Origin of the sequence: Venatoribacter cucullus, assembly GCF_016132445.1 — a bacterium.
GTDB lineage: Bacteria > Pseudomonadota > Gammaproteobacteria > Pseudomonadales > Oceanobacteraceae > Venatoribacter > Venatoribacter cucullus.
Genome location: NZ_CP046056.1, coordinates 1,390,303 through 1,407,854, shown reverse-complemented (window position 1 = coordinate 1,407,854; position 17,552 = coordinate 1,390,303). Strand labels below are relative to the sequence as shown.

15 protein-coding genes are annotated in these 17,552 nt (G+C 57.2%); 3 read left to right on the top strand and 12 right to left on the bottom strand.

The window, feature by feature from the left end:
• Nucleotides 1-6: 6 nt before the first annotated feature.
• From GJQ55_RS06665 to GJQ55_RS06650, 4 genes are read right to left on the bottom strand one after another with little or no spacing between them, the layout of a single operon-like run.
• Complete coding sequence (locus tag GJQ55_RS06665) at nt 7-540, bottom strand: YceD family protein (protein WP_228346722.1); 534 nt, start codon at nt 538-540, stop codon at nt 7-9.
• 33 nt (nt 541-573) lie between these two features.
• Nucleotides 574-1,524 (bottom strand): S49 family peptidase, encoded by a 951-nt coding sequence (locus GJQ55_RS06660; RefSeq protein ID WP_228346721.1) that lies wholly within the window; start codon nt 1,522-1,524, stop codon nt 574-576.
• 16 nt (nt 1,525-1,540) lie between these two features.
• Nucleotides 1,541-2,197 (bottom strand): HAD-IA family hydrolase, encoded by a 657-nt coding sequence (locus GJQ55_RS06655; RefSeq protein WP_228346720.1) that lies wholly within the window; start codon nt 2,195-2,197, stop codon nt 1,541-1,543.
• Complete coding sequence (locus GJQ55_RS06650; protein ID WP_228346719.1) at nt 2,184-3,152, bottom strand: RluA family pseudouridine synthase; 969 nt, start codon at nt 3,150-3,152, stop codon at nt 2,184-2,186. Before GJQ55_RS06650 ends, GJQ55_RS06655 begins: the two co-directional genes overlap by 14 nt.
• Nucleotides 3,153-3,269: 117 nt before the next feature.
• Between GJQ55_RS06650 and GJQ55_RS06645 the strand changes: the two genes are divergently transcribed.
• From GJQ55_RS06645 to GJQ55_RS06635, 3 genes are all read left to right on the top strand, one after another.
• Nucleotides 3,270-3,629 carry a hypothetical protein gene (locus GJQ55_RS06645; protein ID WP_228346718.1) on the top strand — a complete coding sequence of 120 codons (360 nt, stop codon included), beginning with the start codon at nt 3,270-3,272 and terminating at the stop codon, nt 3,627-3,629.
• A complete protein-coding gene (rne, locus tag GJQ55_RS06640; RefSeq protein WP_228346717.1) occupies nt 3,610-6,774 on the top strand; it encodes a ribonuclease E in 3,165 nt (1,054 codons plus the stop codon). Before GJQ55_RS06645 ends, rne begins: the two co-directional genes overlap by 20 nt.
• Nucleotides 6,775-6,878: 104 nt before the next feature.
• On the top strand, nt 6,879-8,708 hold the full coding sequence (locus GJQ55_RS06635) for a hypothetical protein (RefSeq protein WP_228346716.1): 1,830 nt from the start codon (nt 6,879-6,881) through the stop codon (nt 8,706-8,708).
• Nucleotides 8,709-8,909: 201 nt separating this feature from the next.
• Here GJQ55_RS06635 and prpF read toward each other — a convergent pair whose 3' ends face one another.
• The 8 genes from prpF to GJQ55_RS06595 form a co-directional block, all read right to left on the bottom strand.
• Entirely contained in the window at nt 8,910-10,085 is a 1,176-nt protein-coding gene (gene prpF / locus GJQ55_RS06630; RefSeq protein WP_228346715.1) for a 2-methylaconitate cis-trans isomerase PrpF, read from the bottom strand.
• A complete protein-coding gene (locus GJQ55_RS06625; protein WP_228346714.1) occupies nt 10,082-10,252 on the bottom strand; it encodes a hypothetical protein in 171 nt (56 codons plus the stop codon). Before GJQ55_RS06625 ends, prpF begins: the two co-directional genes overlap by 4 nt.
• Before the next feature lie 146 nt (nt 10,253-10,398).
• On the bottom strand, nt 10,399-12,996 hold the full coding sequence (acnD, locus tag GJQ55_RS06620) for a Fe/S-dependent 2-methylisocitrate dehydratase AcnD (RefSeq protein WP_228346713.1): 2,598 nt from the start codon (nt 12,994-12,996) through the stop codon (nt 10,399-10,401).
• Between the two features lie 46 nt (nt 12,997-13,042).
• The gene (prpC, locus tag GJQ55_RS06615; protein ID WP_228346712.1) at nt 13,043-14,170 is read right to left on the bottom strand and encodes a bifunctional 2-methylcitrate synthase/citrate synthase; all 1,128 of its coding nucleotides are present in this window, start codon (nt 14,168-14,170) and stop codon (nt 13,043-13,045) included.
• A gap of 106 nt (nt 14,171-14,276) precedes the next feature.
• Entirely contained in the window at nt 14,277-15,155 is an 879-nt protein-coding gene (prpB, locus tag GJQ55_RS06610; protein ID WP_228346711.1) for a methylisocitrate lyase, read from the bottom strand.
• Nucleotides 15,152-15,820 carry a GntR family transcriptional regulator gene (locus GJQ55_RS06605; protein WP_228346710.1) on the bottom strand — a complete coding sequence of 223 codons (669 nt, stop codon included), beginning with the start codon at nt 15,818-15,820 and terminating at the stop codon, nt 15,152-15,154. The genes prpB and GJQ55_RS06605 overlap by 4 nt, the downstream gene beginning before the upstream one ends.
• A gap of 204 nt (nt 15,821-16,024) precedes the next feature.
• Nucleotides 16,025-16,516, bottom strand: a complete 492-nt coding sequence (gene rraA / locus GJQ55_RS06600; protein WP_228346709.1) for a ribonuclease E activity regulator RraA — start codon at nt 16,514-16,516, stop codon at nt 16,025-16,027.
• A gap of 73 nt (nt 16,517-16,589) precedes the next feature.
• Complete coding sequence (locus GJQ55_RS06595; RefSeq protein WP_228346708.1) at nt 16,590-17,549, bottom strand: alpha/beta hydrolase; 960 nt, start codon at nt 17,547-17,549, stop codon at nt 16,590-16,592.
• Between the last annotated feature and the right edge of the window lie 3 nt (nt 17,550-17,552).

Genomic DNA, 17,552 nt, shown 5'->3' with positions numbered 1-17,552 from the left:
TAGTCGCTATTTCTGTTTGAGCTTAGCTAAAACGTCAAACGGATTGGGCCGCTTTTCGTCTGAATCTGTGTAATCAGGCTCAGGCTCTGTCTGTTCCAGCTGGCATTCACCGTTGGTATGCATCGGAAAGGCCGGCAGTGCCAACAGCACCTCGTCTTCCATCACCACCCACAGGTCCAGCTGACCATTTTCATCAAGTTCGACCGGCTCCAGGCGTTTCGGCAACTGCCGGGCCTGATCGTCATCGAATACGAGTCCGAGCTGAAAGCGGCTTGTCACGGGTAAGGAAACTTCGCCCAGACAACGCTGACAGATCATGACCACATTGGTATTGCAGCTACCGGTTAACAGTCGGTTTTTATCCTGATCGCGCTCGAACTGAATCTCGCAATGAACAGGTTCGTTGCAGTGAACCACTGCATCAAGCAACCGGGTTAAGTTTTTGCTGTCGATATCCGCGTTAAGTTGTTGATTGTTATCAACTAATTTAACCGCATCAACACGCTTAGGTAGCTGAGCCTCTGCCATAGTGCGCGACATAATAGGTACGCAGTGCCCCCGTGTCAAAATTATTTAACGCAGCGTCAGCGATTGCTGCAACAGCGATGCTGCCAGCCCCTGCCCGACGCTGGCACCCAGCTTACGTACCAGCTCATCCCAAGGGGATGGCTGATAGGTGAAGTTCACCAGCTCTTCCGTTCCCAGCTGCTCGCGGGCTACCTGACTGCTGGAACCCAGGCCATCAATCAGGCCCAGCTCCAGCGCTTGTTCGCCCGACCACACCAACCCGCTGAACAGCTCAGGATGATCCGCCAGGCGGTCGCCCCGCCCCAGCTTAACCTGCTCAATAAACTGACGATGGGTAACCTTCAAAACCTCTTCCCAAAACGCTTTATGCTTGGGGTTTTCCGGCTGAAACGGGTCCAGAAAGGCTTTGTTCTCACCCGCCGTGTACTGACGGCGCTCTACGCCCAGCTTCTCCATAACTCCGGTAAAACCAAAGCCTGAACCCACCACACCAATCGAGCCGACCAGACTGGCTTTGTCGGCATAAATCTCATCCGCCGCGGCGGCAATATAATAGGCGCCGGAGGCACCCAGGTCGGTAATGACCGCATACACCGGGAAGCCTTCGCGGGTTTCTTTTAAGCGGCGGATTTCATCAAATACATAGCCAGACTGCACCGGACTACCACCCGGACTGTTGATGCGCAGAATCAAACCCAGTGCATCAGCATCAGCAAAAGCATCCCGAATGGCGGTAATAAGCAAGTCGGCGCTGGCGTCCTGATCGGCAGCGATCACGCCATTCACTTCAACCACTGCCGCGTAACCACCCGCCGGCTTAACCTGCACACCATCACCGGGAACCCGCAACAGCATGAGGATGCCGATCAGATAGGTAAAGGTCAGCAATTTAAAGAAGATGCCCCAGCGGCGCGAACGCTTTTGTTCGCCCTGCATTTCCATAACCACTTTTTCGATCAGCTTCCATTCTTTGCTCTGATCGTGCGGGCGATTCATATTGTCCCCTTGTTCGTTATCCATTCTGCTGCACCCATTCATTCAGTTCGCGCATGCTATGACAGACCGCCAGCGGCCGGCAAGCCAGCAATTGCGCCTCGTTATGCGCACCATGCCCCATGGCAACCGAAGCGACGCCGGCGGCATTGGCCATATCCAGATCATAAGTGGTGTCGCCAATCATCAAAGCCTCATGCGGCGCAACACTGAGTTCAGCCAGAATCTGCTCCAGCATCAGCGGATGCGGTTTGGAGCGGGTTTCGTCGGCGCAGCGGGTGGTGGCAAATAAATGCCCCACCTGCAGATCGCGCAGCATCCGGTCCAGCCCTTTCCGGCTTTTGCCGGTCGCTACCGCCAGCAGGCGCTCCTGCCTTAACAGCCCTTCAAGGAAGTCGACAGCACCCGGGAAAAACCCCATACCCACCTGACTGTCGGTAACAAAGAAACGGGCATAGGCTTTGGTCATAACGGCCATTTGCTCACCAGCAATACCGGGCCACAGGGTTTCCAGCGCCTCCGGTAAGCCCAGGCCAATAATATTCTGCACCGCAGCGTCCGGAATAACCGGCAGCTGCACTTCCCGCGCGGCCCGCTGCATGCTGTCGACAATACGTCCGGTGGAATCGACCAGCGTGCCGTCCCAGTCAAAAATCACCAGCTTATAATTCAACACTGCAACCTGCCTTAGCCAGCATGGCTATAAATTCACTGTCCGGCCGTGCGGTAAGGTTCAGTACTTCGCCGGTGGCCGGATGGCGAAAGCTCAGCTGATAAGCATGCAGACACAGGCGCCGGTAACCAGCCCGCCGGTCAATATCCTGCTGCAACTTATCGCAATACTTTTCATCCGCGACAATCGGGTGCCCCTGATACTGACAGTGCACACGAATCTGGTGCGTACGGCCGGTAACGGGCTCCGCCTGAATTAACGAATGCTCAGGTCCGGTGGCCAATAATTTCATGCGCGTGTGCGACGCCTTGCCCTCTTCACTGACAATCACCATCCGCTCACCGGATTGGCGCTCGACCCGCAGCAAGGGTTCTTTCACATCCGTCACCGATACCGGCCAGGCACCGTGCAGCAGCGCCAGATAGCGTTTGCTGATGCCCGCTTTATTGGCCAGCATTTTTTGCAGAGCGGTCAGTACCGAGCGCTTCTTGGCCACCAGAATAAGGCCGGAGGTATCGCGGTCGAGGCGATGCACCAACTCCAGAAAACTGTGCCCCGGACGCATCTGTCGCAGAGCTTCAATTAACCCCAGACTGACACCACTGCCGCCATGCACCGCCAGGCCATGAGGCTTATTCACCGCAATCAGACCGGCATCTTCATAGATAATGGCGTCATCAAGTCGGTTCGACAGCGCTGCCGATACCGGCGGCTCTTCATCTTTTTCCGGCAAGCGCAGTGGCGGCACGCGCACCACATCCCCGTCACACAGACGCGAATCCGCTTTAACCCGTCCTTTATTAACGCGTACTTCACCCTTGCGGATAATGCGGTACACCAGTGTCTTGGGTACCCCTTTGAGTACCGACAGCAGGAAGTTGTCCACCCGCTGCCCGGCATTGGCCTCGGTAACGGTTAACAACGACACCTTACCCGTATCGATTTCGTGATTAGACATAGAAGCGGATAGCCCGATAGCGGATTTATTTGTGGTACGGCATTTGCGGGGCATAAACAATGTTGCTATATTCGCCCCCGACCCCGGGCTGGCGCCTGCAAGAGACACCCGCCGCCCGTGCGACAACGCGCCGCAAGGCAGGGTCAGGCCGCTGAGGCGGCAGAGTATAAGGAAGAAGATGAACCGTTAAAACTCTTCCTGATGAATAAATACGGTGTATTCCGGCCAATTGCCGGAAGCACTTGTGAGATCAACCACGCAGCGACCTGCGGGCAATCTCGCATTAACAAATTATGGACAGTGTCGGTGCCCGACAAACCAGAGGCACCACTGCGAGACAGGCCGGGCGCCAGAGAGCGCCGGCAACTGCTGCAAAGCACCCATAAATATTTTGCTAGTGGCCGGAATTCCGGCATTGCCAGCCGGTACGTTGCCCCTTTTGAGAACAACGTACAGCATGAAAAGAATGCTTATTAACGCCACTCAGCCTGAAGAGTTGCGTGTAGCTCTGGTCGATGGCCAGAAACTTTACGACCTGGATATTGAATCGGGTTCCCGCGAACAAAAGAAATCCAACATCTACAAAGGCAAGATCACCCGTATCGAACCCAGCCTGGAAGCGGCGTTTGTCGATTTTGGCGCGGATCGTCACGGCTTCCTGCCGCTGAAAGAAATCAACCGCGAATACTTTGTTAAAGATCCGGGTCCGGGTCGCATCAACATCAAAGACGTTCTGAAAGAAGGCCAGGAAGTTATTATCCAGGTCGACAAAGAAGAACGTGGCAACAAAGGCGCCGCCCTCACCACTCAGGTGTCTCTGGCTGGCCGTTATCTGGTGCTGATGCCCAACAACCCGCGTGCCGGCGGCATTTCCCGCCGCATCGAAGGTGACGAACGTACCGAACTGCGCGAAGCCATGAAAGGCGTGGAAGTACCGGACAAAATGGGCGTTATTGTGCGCACCGCCGGTATTGGCCGCAGCGCCGAAGAACTGCAGGCTGACCTGGATTATCTGGTACGCCTGTGGGATGCCATTCAGCGCGCCTCAGAAGAACGCTCTGCCCCTTGCCTGCTGCTGCAGGAATCCAACGTCATTATCCGTGCCGTGCGCGACTACCTGCGTCACGACATTGGCGAAGTGCTGATCGACACCGACGAAGCCTATGAAGAAGCGCTGTCCTTTGTGCAGCAGGTGATGCCGAGCTTCCAGAACAAATTCAAGCGTTATAACGACAGCATTCCGCTGTTCAACCGCTATCAGATCGAAAGTCAGATCGAATCCGCCTTCCAGCGTGAAGTAAAACTGCCGTCCGGTGGTTCTATTGTGATTGATCCGACTGAGGCACTGGTGTCCATCGACATCAACTCCTCGCGCGCCACCAAAGGTGCCGATATTGAAGAAACCGCGCTGAACACCAACCTCGAAGCCTCCGATGAAATCGCCCGTCAGCTGCGTCTGCGCGACATGGGTGGCCTGGTCGTTATCGACTTTATCGACATGCTGTCACCGAAGAACCAGCGTGAAGTGGAAAACCGCCTGAAAAAAGCCCTGGAAATGGACCGAGCCCGCATCCAGGTGGGCCGTATTTCCCGTTTCGGCCTGATGGAAATGTCGCGTCAGCGTCTGCGTCCGTCACTGGAAGAAACCAGCGGCCATGTTTGCCCGCGCTGTAACGGCACCGGCGTGGTACGTGACATTCAGTCCACCGGTCTGTCCATTCTGCGCCTGATTGAAGAAGAAGCCGCGAAAGAAAACACCGGTGAAATCCGTGCTGTGGTGCCGGTATCCGTGGCCACCTTCCTGCTGAACGAAAAGCGCAATCTGATTGCCGCTATCGAAGCGCGCCACACCTCCAAAGTGGTGGTTATTCCTAACCCCAATATGGAAACCCCGCACTACGAAGTGATGCGTCTGCGCCTGGATGACAGCCTGGTCGGCGAAGTCAGCTACGAGCACAAGCTGGAAGAAGACGAAGTTGATTACGGCATGGAAGCGGTTACCCGTGAAGTGCCTAAAGCACAACAGGCAGCGGTTAAATCAGTACCGCGTCCGACGGCGGTTGAAGCACCGGCGGCGGCGACTGCCGCTGCACCGGCCACGGCTGGATTGTTTGGCCGTCTGACCAAAGTAATCAGCTCACTCTTTGACAGCAAACCTGCCATTGAAGAAAAGCCGGCTGAAACCAAAGACAAGCGCCCTGCCCGTACCGAACGCTCGCGCAGCGGCAGTGCCGATGGCGAACGCAACCGTAATGGTCGTGACCGCAACCGCAACAGCCGTGATCGCAATGGCCGCGACCGTAACGGCCGTGACCGTGGTGAACGCAGCGAACGCAACACCGAGCGCGGTGCTGAATCCGGCACTGAACGTGGCGGTGAACGTAATGATCGCCGCAGCGACCGCAGCGAACGTCCGGCCCGCGCCGAGCGTCAGGAGCGTAACGACATCACCGACAACGCCAGTGATGCACCGCGCGCGCCGCGTCGTGAACGCAGCAGCAATCGTCCGGTTCGTAATGAGCTGAACATTGACCTGGAAGCGGAAAAAAACAGCGCACTGACTGCTGCCGAAGCGGGAGCCGAAGCAGAAACCAGCGGCAGCGACAGCAGCGACAAACCGGCCCGTGATGGTCGTCGTGGCCGTCGCAATCGTGGTGAGCGCAGCGAACGCAGCCGTAACACCGGTACCGCAGCAGTCAATAATGATGAAGCTCAGGCTGCAACGGTGGCTGATGTGGCTAATGTGGCTGATGTGGCTGATGCCGACGTTAATACTGATGTGGCTGAACAGAACGAAGCTCAGGCAGCCCATGATGAAGCCGTAACCGACGCCATCATTGATGCCTCAGCAGACAGTGAAGCGGATGGCAACGAGCGTTCTGGTCGCCGCACCCGCAACAGCCGTCGCCGCAACCGCAACAGCCGTGATGAGCGCCGCTCACCGGCAGAAGAAACGACCGCCAGCGACAATACTGACAGCCAGGACAGCGCTGTGGCTGAAACCACTGCAGCAGTGGACGCCGGGACTCTGGTCGCAGATGCTGCTGCTGAAACCACGGTAAATGAAGCTACGACGGAGTTCTTTGCCGCCGCCGCTGAACATGCCGCTGAAGCAGAAACAGCCAGACAGGATGCCGGTAAGGATCAGGCAGTGACGGCACCAGCCGCTGTTAATGCTGAAACAGACACTACTGACGCAGCGGCCACTGTGGCCGAAACACCGGCAGAAGTAGCGTCCGCGGCAGCTGACACCGCGCCGGAATCCGCTGCCACTGCTGAGGCGTCGGATGTTGCCAGCGAAGAGCGCAGCGCCGAAGAGACCGCTCCGGTTATGGCTGCAACAACAGCAACCACTGAGCCTTCTGTGGCAGCAACTGAGCCCGAAGTAACTGAGCCCGAAGCAACTGAGCCGGCAACAACTGAACCGACAGACCGCGACGACAACGCTGCAACCGCTCAGGTTCAGGAGTCGCAGGAAGCGGTGGCAACGGCGACCCGCGGCAACGACCGCAATGCCCGCCGCAGCCGTCGTCGTCAACCGGGTTACCGGGCGCCGAACGACCCGCGCAATCAGCGTCAGACAGAAGCCGCTGATTCCTCCGGTGGTGAAAGCGATGCCTGATCCGGGCTGAAGCTCGATAAAAAAACCGCGATTTTTTCGCGGTTTTTTTATGCCTGTGATTTATCATGCCGACCTGAATTGCAACCCATCTGACAAGGACGCCTATGTTCCCCCTGCGCACTCTCCTGCTGCTGGCACTGCTGGTAACCGGCATGACCGCCACTGCGGAAGTACAAACCCTGATCCGCGAGTACACCTACAACGCCAGCGAAACCGACTCCAAAGTCTCGGCCCGCAAAGCCGCTCTGCAACAGCTGCAGGTGCTGCTGATTGAAGAAGTCGGCATTCAGGTGCAATCCACCTTCAGCAATACCGAAACCCTGGATAAAGAAGCCTTCAGCCGCACGGTGCAGGCCAATTACCAAACCTTCGCTCAGGCCTTAACCCGCACCCGAATTATTGAAGAACGCTGGGATGGCGAACATTTTTACATTAAGGCAGAAGTGGAAGTTGACCCGGATGGCATCAGCCAGCAAATGATCAGTCTGCAGCAACCGCCCGCTACGGATCCTTGTCTGGCGGGCCGCGAACAGGCACAAAAACTGCTGAACCTTACCCCCAGCCCGGATAAAAACACCGCCCTGATTGAGCTGGCAGCCAGCGCTCCGATCGACAGTGACTGCCATGACTGGCAATACAGCGTGCTGAGTAACCTGAGCCGCAGCCGATACCCGGCCCCCGGCTACCGCGCCTGGGTATTCCAGCAGCTGCAGGATGGCAAACCTCATGAACTCGCACGCCTGCTGCCAGCTGCCATGGCACTGGCCTTACGGGAATCTGAACTGAGCAAAGAAGAATGGCAGCAAAGTCTGTCCAGTCTGCAGCGCATGGAACCAGACCGGGTGCAGCCGGTGTTGCGGGTGTTAAGCGATGCCACGATTGCGCCGGCCCGCAATGAGCAGGTATTCCGCCAGCCAATAGGCACGCTGGAGCAGCAGTGGCAGCAGCTGCTTACCCAGGCAACCGCTGGAAACATCGCCACTCCGGCCCTGAGCCGCGCGCAGGTGGCGGCACAGTTAATCACCACCGGTCAGTACCGGCAGCCGGAGCTGGCCGCCGCCCTGTTCCTCCGGGAAGCGGAAAATCTCGAGGAAGTCGACAGCCTGGTGAAACCACTGCTGAGCATCTGGCGTGGTCAGCAGGAGCCCTATTCGCTGGATTCTGCGACCGGTCAGGCCTTCCGCACCCTGTTACAACAGTTGCAGCAACGGAGCCAGACAACCGAGCCGCTGAGCGATAACAGCCGCCGTGAACTGTATTATCTGCTGGTCAGATTGCAGCGTACCGAGGGCGATATTGCGCAACAGACACTGGACAGACTGCTAACAGATTTCCCGACACTGTTTGCGGCCATCATCGCGGCCCAGCCAGTCAATGAGGTGGAGAAAAATCTGTGGTTTATCCGCTATAACCTGCCCGACTCCCCGGCCTGCCGCCCGGTTGATTGCGCGCAGCAGCTGTTCAGTGACGATCCGCAGCCGGCTCAGCAGGCCAGCCAGTATCTGCTGGCCTACGGCGAGCGCGCCAGCCCGGCCGCCGATAATATTCTGCGCAAGCTGGAACGCATCAGCATCGACCAGAGCAGTACAGCGCGTACGCAGATTAAGCGCAATCTGATTCAGCTGTTACCGCAGCTGCAACCTGCCGATGCCCGCGCCATTCCGTTACTGGTAGGCTTTCTGAACGATTTTGACCATGAAATCCCGGATCATGCTGCTGCGGCACTGATTGCGCTGCACAAAACCGCTGTGGTACCGATGGCGACGCTGTTCGGACAGCAGCCGACGCTGGTGCAACGGCGCATGCTGAAAACCTTTGCCGGCATGCCTGCTGATGACCGGCTGGCGCGTTTTCTGAAAAGCGTTAAGCCTGCCGATCAGCACATGCAATTTGCGCTGGAAGATGCGCTGGCGGTGCATCAGAAGGCGCTGTAGAAGCAGTTTATGGTGGTTTTTCGGAGCACCTTTCGCAGACTCGCTGTAAACCCATCCTTGGGAGCTCGCATGCCGCATCCCTGCGGCATACGGTCTGCTCGTTGCGCTCCGAACACCATATAAAAGCTATCACCCTTGTAAAATTAAAATAAAAACGGGGCCATTCGGCCCCGTTTTGTTTTCATGCTATCCAGCAAGCTATCAGGCGCTGATACTGTCGGCCGGGATGCGCACCCAGCCTTCCATCAGCACCCGGGCACTGCGGCTCATCACAGCTTTGGTGGCCGTCCATTCACCGTTTTCCAGTGCCGCAGAAGCGCCGACCCGCAAAGTGCCGGAGGCATGCCCAAAGGTAACGGCATCGCGCTCACCGCCACCGGCGGCCAGATTCACCAGTGTACCCGGCACCGCAGCGGCGGTAGCAATAGCGACCGACGCGGTGCCCATCATGGCGTGATGCAGTTTGCCCATCGACAACGCGCGCACGTGCAGGTCGATGTCGCCGGCTGCTACCTGCTTGCCACTGGAGGTGGTGTAGGCAGACGGTGGCGCCACGAAGGCAATTTTCGGCGTGTGCTGACGCTCAGCAGCTTCACTGATGTCTTTAATCAGGCCCATTTTGACGGCGCCGTAAGCGCGCAGGGTTTCAAAGCGCGCCAGCGCGTCGGCATCGCCGTTAATGTCTTTCTGCAGCTCGGTACCGGTATAACCGATATCAGCAGCATTGAAGAAAATGGTCGGAATACCGGAGTTGATCATGCTGACTTTGAAATCACCGATGCCCGGTACGTGCAGGTCATCCACCACGTTGCCGGTTGGGAACATGGAACCTTCGCCGTCGGCCGGGTCCATAAACTCAATCACCACTTCAGCAGCCGGAAAGGTCACGCCGTCCAGCTCGAAATCGCCGGTTTCCTGCACTTCACCATTTGTGATGGGCACATGGGCGATGATGGTTTTCTGAATATTTTTCTGCCAGATACGCACGGTGCAGATGCCGTTCTGGGGGATACGATCCGCGTCCACCAGCCCTTTGCTGATGGCAAAGGCGCCTACTGCCGCGGTTAAGTTACCGCAGTTGCCCGACCAATCGACGAAGGCTTTGTTGATGGCCACCTGACCGAACAGGTAGTCGACATCGTGATCCGGCTGTTCGCTTTTGGCCAGAATCACGGTTTTGGAGGTGCTGGAAGTCGCACCACCCATGCCGTCGATCTGCTGACCGTAAGGATCCGGGCTGCCGATCACGCGCAGCAGAATGCTGTCACGCGCTGCCCCCGGCACCTGTGCTGCCTCTGGCAAATCGGTCAGAGAAAAAAATACACCTTTAGAGGTACCGCCACGCATATAAGTGGCCGGAATTTTCACCTGATTCATAGAGTTCTCCATAGAAACTCAGCAAGAGCTACTGCGCTTTGAATGGCGGCGTTAAAAATTTCCTCAGAATGCTCATTTACACCAGTAAACTCCGCTTCCTCGGAAATTTTTGCCTTGCCCTTCATGCGCTCGTAACGCTCTAACAAATAAGCCGCTAAGTCTTTCAAATTAGCGGCCCATAATTCAACGGTTCAGAAGCGTCGGCGAGGCCGCTGCAATAAGGCGCCCCGCAGTGAGACCCCGAGACATACCGACCGGTAGACGACGGGGCGAGCGAGGACGCAACGCTATTGCAGCAACGCAGCCAGCTTCGTTATTCGCCTTGCAGGAAGTCCTGGGCGAATTTTTGCAGCACCCCACCCGCTTTATACACTTCCACTTCCGCAGCGGTGTCCAGGCGACAGGTCATCGGCACCTTCACCACCTCACCATTGGCGCGAGTAATGACCAGAGTCACATCACCACGCGGGCTCAGGTCGCCCTGCACGTCGTAGATTTCAGTACCGTCCAGACCCAGGGTCTTGCGGTTGGTGCCGGCTTTGAATTCCAGCGGCAGTACGCCCATACCAATCAGGTTGGTACGGTGAATGCGCTCAAATCCTTCGGCGGCAATGGCTTCCACACCAGCCAGACGCACGCCTTTGGCGGCCCAGTCACGGGAAGAACCCTGACCGTAGTCGGCACCGGCCACAATGATCAGCGGCTGCTTGCGGTTCATGTAGGTTTCAATGGCTTCCCACATACGCATCACTTTGCCGTCCGGTTCAACGCGGGCCAGAGAGCCCTGTTTCACCTTACCGTTGTCATCCAGCACCATTTCGTTCAGCAGTTTCGGGTTGGCAAAGGTTGCCCGCTGTGCGGTCAGGTGGTCACCGCGGTGGGTCGCGTAAGAGTTGAAGTCCTCTTCCGGCAGGCCCATTTTGTGCAGGTATTCACCGGCGGCACTGTCCATCATGATGGCGTTGGACGGTGACAGGTGGTCGGTGGTGATGTTGTCCGGCAGCAGCGCCAGCGGACGCATACCTTTTAACGTACGCTCACCGGCCAGTGCGCCTTCCCAGTACGGCGGACGACGGATGTAGGTACTCATTGGACGCCAGTCGTACAGCGGGCTGGCGGCTTTTTCCTTGGCGCCCAGATCGAACATCGGGATGTAGATCTGACGGAATTGTTCCGGCTTAACGGAAGCCGCCACGATGGCGTCGATTTCTTCATCCGACGGCCAGATGTCTTTCAGGCGGATTTCTTTGCCGTTCACCACGCCCAGCACATCGTTTTCGATATCAAAACGGATGGTGCCGGCAATGGCGTAGGCCACCACCAGCGGCGGTGACGCCAGGAACGCCTGTTTGGCGTAGGGGTGAATACGGCCGTCGAAGTTACGGTTACCGGACAGTACCGCCGTGGCGTACAGGTCGCGGTCGATGATTTCCTGCTGGATTTTCGGATCCAGCGCACCGGACATACCATTACAGGTGGTACAGGCGAAGGCCACAATACCAAAGCCCAGTTTTTCCAGTTCCGGCAGCAGACCGGCTTCTTTCAGGTACAGCTCGGCCACTTTGGAGCCTGGTGCGAAAGAAGACTTCACCCAGGGCTTGCGGATCAGGCCCAGTTCGTTGGCTTTTTTCGCCAGCAAACCAGCCGCCACCACGTTGCGCGGGTTGGAGGTGTTGGTGCAGGAGGTAATCGCCGCGATGATCACCGCGCCGTCCGGCATCAGGCCTTCCGCTTCTTGTGCTTTGGCGGCGTCCAGATTACCGGCGATGCCTTTGGCGGCCAGATCCTTGGTGGCCACGCGGGCGTGCGGGTTGGACGGGCCAGCCATGTTGCGGCCAACGCTGGACAGATCGAAGCTCAGTACGCGCTCGTATTCCGCGGTTTGCAGGGCATCGGCCCACAGGCCGGTTTGCTTAGCGTACTGCTCTACCAGTTCCACCTGCTGCGGCTCACGGCCAGTCAGTTTCAGGTAGTCGATGGTTTGTTCATCGATGTAGAACATGGCGGCGGTGGCGCCATATTCGGGTGTCATGTTGGAGATGGTGGCACGGTCGCCGATGGACAGGCTGCGCGCGCCTTCACCGAAGAACTCCACATAGGCACCCACGACCCGCTCTTTACGCAGGAATTCGGTCAGCGCCAGTACGATGTCGGTGGCGGTAATGCCAGGCTGGCGCTTGCCGGTCAGCTCGACACCAACGATGTCGGGCAGACGCATCATGGACGGATGGCCCAGCATCACGGTTTCCGCTTCCAGACCGCCGACGCCGACTGAAATTACGCCCAGGGCATCGACGTGCGGGGTGTGCGAATCGGTACCAACGCAGGTATCCGGATAGGCCACACCGTCTTTTACCTGCACCACCGGAGACATTTTCTCCAGGTTGATCTGGTGCATGATGCCGTTACCGGCCGGGATCACGTCAACGTTGTCGAATGCGGTTTTGGTCCAGTTAATAAAGTGAAAACGGTCTTCGTTACGACGCTCTTCGATGTCGCGGTTTTTCTGGAACGCATCCGGATCAAAACCGCCGCATTCAACGGCCAGCGAGTGGTCGACGATCAGCTGGGTTTGTACCACCGGGTTAACCTTGGACGGGTCACCGCCTTTGGCAGCGATGGCGTCACGCAGACCGGCCAGATCGACCAGTGCGGTCTGCCCCAGAATGTCGTGGCACACCACACGGGCCGGATACCAGGGGAAATCCAGGTCGCGCTTGCGTTCGATCAGCTGGGTTAAGGCATCGTTCAGCAGTTCCGGCTCGCTGCGGCGTACCAGCTGCTCGGCCAGAATGCGTGAGGTGTACGGTAAAGTGGCGTAGCTGCCCGGTTTGATGGCATCTACCGCGGCCTGGGTATCGTAGTAATTCAGGCTGCTGCCCGGCAGGGCTTTGCGGAATTGGGTGTTCATAGGCTCTCTCAAACAAAAAAGACCCCGTGCACGGGGTCTGAACAAATCAACGATCAGCAATCGCTACCACAACACGCGGCGCTTCACCGATGTAATCCGCGCTCGGACGGATAATGCGGTTGTCGGCGCGTTGTTCCATTACATGCGCAGCCCAGCCAGTCAGGCGGGAGCAGACGAAAATCGGGGTGAACAGTTTGGTCGGAATGCCCATGTAGTTGTAGGCCGACGCGTGGAAGAAGTCGGCGTTACAGAACAGTTTCTTCTCGCGCCACATCACCGCTTCGCAACGTACGGAAATGTCGTACAGGTTGGTGTCGCCGTTGGCCTTGGCCAGTTTTTCGCTCCACTCTTTGATCACGGCGTTACGCGGATCAGATTCAGAGTAAATGGCATGACCGAAGCCCATGATTTTCTCTTTGCGCGCCAGCATACCCAGCAAGGTTTCTTCGGCGTGTTCCGGATTGTTCATGCCTTCAATCAGTTCCATCGCTGCTTCGTTAGCACCGCCGTGCAGCGGGCCACGCAGAGAACCGATGGCGCCGGTGATGCAGGAGTGCATATCGCTCAGAGTGGAAGCGCAGACACGAGCGGTGAAGGTAGAGGCGTTGAATTCGTGTTCGGCGTACAGAATCAGCGAAGCCTGCATTACCTGGGTGTGCAGCTCGGACGGTTTTTCACCGTGCAGCGTCCACAGGAACTGTTCAGCAATGGAGTCGGCACCGGTTTCCACTTCAATGCGCTTACCGTTGTGGCTAAAGTTGTACCAGTAGTTGATCAGGCCCGGGAACAGCGCCAGCATACGGTCGGTGGCGTCTTGTTGCTGCCCGAAGCTTTCTTCGGTTTCCAGGTTGCCCAGCATGGAGCAGCCGGTACGCATCACGTCCATCGGATGCGCAGAGGCCGGAATACGCTCCAGCACTTCTTTTAACGCCTGCGGCAGAGCCCGCATGGATTTGAGCTTGGCTTTGTAGGCATCCAGCTCGGCCTGATTCGGCAGTTCGCCTTTCAGAATCAGGTAAGCCACTTCTTCAAACTGGCAATTAGCGGCCAGATCTTTGACGTCGTAACCACGATAGGTCAGACCGGAACCGGATTTACCCACGGTCGACAGAGCTGTTTTACCGGCGACCTGACCACGCAGACCCGCACCGCTCAGTTGTTTTCCTGCTGCCATTGTTATTTCCTCGTTGTTATCGGTTAAGCGTTCAATGTTGAGCGTTCTGCGCGGGCGGTAATATCGACAATGCCCGCTGAACCCGGAACGCCCAACGCCGGACGAATTACTTGTTTTTACCTTCGGCAAACAGCGAGTCGAGCTTCTGCTCGAAGCTGTGGTAGTTCAGGTAATCGTACAGCTCCATCCGGGTCTGCATGATATCGACCACTTTACGCTGGTCGCCTTCTTCCAGCAGGCTCTTGTACACAGTTTCCGCGGCTTTGTTCATAGCACGGAAGGCGCTCAGTGGGTACAGGACCATCGCCGCACCCCACTCGCCCAATTGTTCACGGTTCCACAGTTCGGTCTGACCGAATTCGGTGATGTTGGCCAGAATCGGTACGTCCAGTGCGTCGGCAAAGGCGCGGTAATGTTCTTCGGTTTTGATCGCTTCGGCGAAGATGCCGTCAGCACCGGCTGCCACACAGGCCTGGGCGCGCTCAATGGCGGCTTCCAGACCTTCCTGGGCGAAAGCATCAGTACGGGCCATGATGAAGAAGCTCTCGTCGTTACGGGCATCCACACAGGCTTTGATACGGTCAACCATTTCGCCTTTGGAGACGATCTCTTTGTTCGGACGGTGGCCGCAGCGCTTCTGCATTACCTGGTCTTCGATGTGCACAGCAGCCGCGCCGGCTTTTTCCATCTGCTGGATGGTACGGGTAATGTTGAACGCGCCACCCCAGCCGGTATCAATGTCGACCAGCAACGGCAGGCTGGAGGCTGACGTGATACGGCGTACATCTTCCAGCACGTCATTCAATGAGGTCATGCCCAGATCCGGCAGACCATAGGATGCGTTGGCTACACCACCGCCGGACAGGTAAATGGCCTGATGACCAATGCGCTCCGCCATCATGGCGGCGTAGGCGTTGATGGTGCCGACGATCTGCAGCGGTTTGTTGTCCGCCAGTGCTTTACGGAATTTCTGACCCGGAGTCATAAACGACCCTCCTCTTCAGCTAATCGGGTTTCCAGATTGGTCAGCGACGCCTGAATATGACGGCGCATCAGCAGTTCGGCCAGTTCCGCATCGCGTGCGGCAATGGCTTCCACAATTCGTTGGTGTTCCAGCAATGCCTGCAACGGGCGCTTGGCGCTGGTACTGGTCTGGTAGCGGTACATGCGCACCAGGTGATACAGCTCACCGCACAGCATCTGATGCAGGCGGCTGTTCTGGCTGCCTTTGATAATGCGGTAATGAAAATCGAGATCGCCGGCTTTCTGGTAGTAGCTCTGGCCCTGTTCGGCGGCGATAGAGGCTTCATGCTCGGCCAGCAGGCCGTAGAGTTCGGCGATTTCGGCATCGCTCATGCGCTGGGCGGCCAGACGACAGGCCATGCTTTCCAGCTCGAGGCGCACCTCATAGATATCGCGCAGCTCAGACAAACTCAGCGACACCACCCGGGCCCCAGCATGGGGAACACGCACAACCAGGTTACGGGCTTCCAGCTTCTGAATGGCTTCGCGCATCGGCGCGCGGCTGCCGCCATAACGCTCCACCAGTGTCTGTTCTGACAATTTACTACCCGGACGCAACTCACCACGGACAATCGCCGTAGTGAGTTCCGAGAATACTTTGTCAGCCAGGGTTTGGGGTTCGCTCATGCAACTTGTCTACAATCACATTGAATGTGCTGCAAGAATACGGATTTAACCGGCTATTTCAAGGGCTTTACGACTAAGATTGTATACAATCCAGCTGTCAGGATCGTTTTAGAAGGGAGTTTCCGGCCATCAGGGCCGGATCGGTATACAAAGCGGTATACAAAAAAGCCGCCCACAGGCGGCTTTTCCGGTTGTCGGACTGCCTTACTCCGGCATGCTCAGCGCCTGCGGCGACACAATCACACCGTTATTGTCGGCGTAGACAAACTGGCCCGGTACAAACACCACGCCGCCGAATTTAACCTGCACGTTCACATCACCGATGTTGCGCTTGTCGGTTTTCAGCGGGTTGGTACCCAGCGCCTGCACACCCAGGTCAGTTTCCATAATGACGTCCACATCGCGGATGCAGCCGTACACAATGATGCCTTCCCAGCCATTTTTGGCGGCCTTCTCGGCCAGCATGTCGCCCAGCAGCGCATGACGCATAGAGCCACCACCGTCGACAACCATGACTTTGCCTTTACCGTCGGTATCGACCAGTTCTTTCACTTTGGAATTGTCTTCAAAACATTTCACGGTCACGATTTCGCCACCGAAAGAATCACGGCCGCCAAAGTTGCTGAACATCGGCTCTACGACCTGAATCAGCTCCGGGTAGGCATCACACAAATCTGGCGTTACATACTGGGTCATAGCAATCTCCTGTTGGATTGTTTGTCTGAAAAAACTTGTAAACCAATGGGTTAAGCAAGGAATAAGGTGTTGTTTATGAGCCGGCGTGCTGGCACAACCAGGTGCTGATCAGCGGCCAGACTTCGCGGGCCGCGTCTTTGCTGACCACCATGTCGATATGGCCATAGTCACGACTGAAACCATCCGCAGTGCCCAGTTTGATCACATCCTTGCTGCCACCACCGTAGAGCCTGGCAAAGCGCAGGCAATATTTAGCCGGATCGGATTCGTCGGCAGCCGCCGCCACGGCCAGCAGCGGCAACGTATTAAAAGCCTTCCAGACTGGCAGCAGTTTCTTACCCACTGTTTTCAGCCGCCAGCGGCCAAACCAGCCATGACTGGCAATGTATTCATTGATCAGACCCGCCGGTTCATTTTCCGGGCCGATTTTCAGCGCCCGGCCATCGAGTTCGCGCTGGCGGTGCACCAGCATCCGCAACACCATGCCAACCAGCGGAATCCACAGATACCAGGGCCGGCGCAGCACCTGGGTGCCCAGCAAAGCCATGCCGGCGCAGTTGTCTTTGTTCAGTTCACCGGCCGCCACCGCACTGGCGATCAGCACTCCGCCCAGAGAGTGCCCGAGCCAGACCGGCTTATGGCCGGATTTCTCCTGCACAAAGGCGTTGATGGCGGGAATATCATGCAACACGTAGCGCTCGGCGGTGTTGCGCCAGTAATCCTGATTGCGTGGCGATAAACCATGGCCACGCTGTTCCATCAGCCAGACATCAAAACCCTGTTCCAGCAGATAACGGGCCATGCCCTCACCTTTGCCGGATAACCAGAACCCCCGGTTGGTAAAGCTGCCGTGCAGTAACACCACCGCACCACGGGTGGGCTTGCGCCCGGTTAACCCCAGATGCGACACCGCGATCTGAACGCTGCGGTCCGGATCGCGATTGTGCTTAACCAGATACACATCTTCGCTCAGCTCACCCAGGATTTCGGCCCTGAACAAGCTGACCGGAAACAACTCACTGCTGCTTTTCATGGC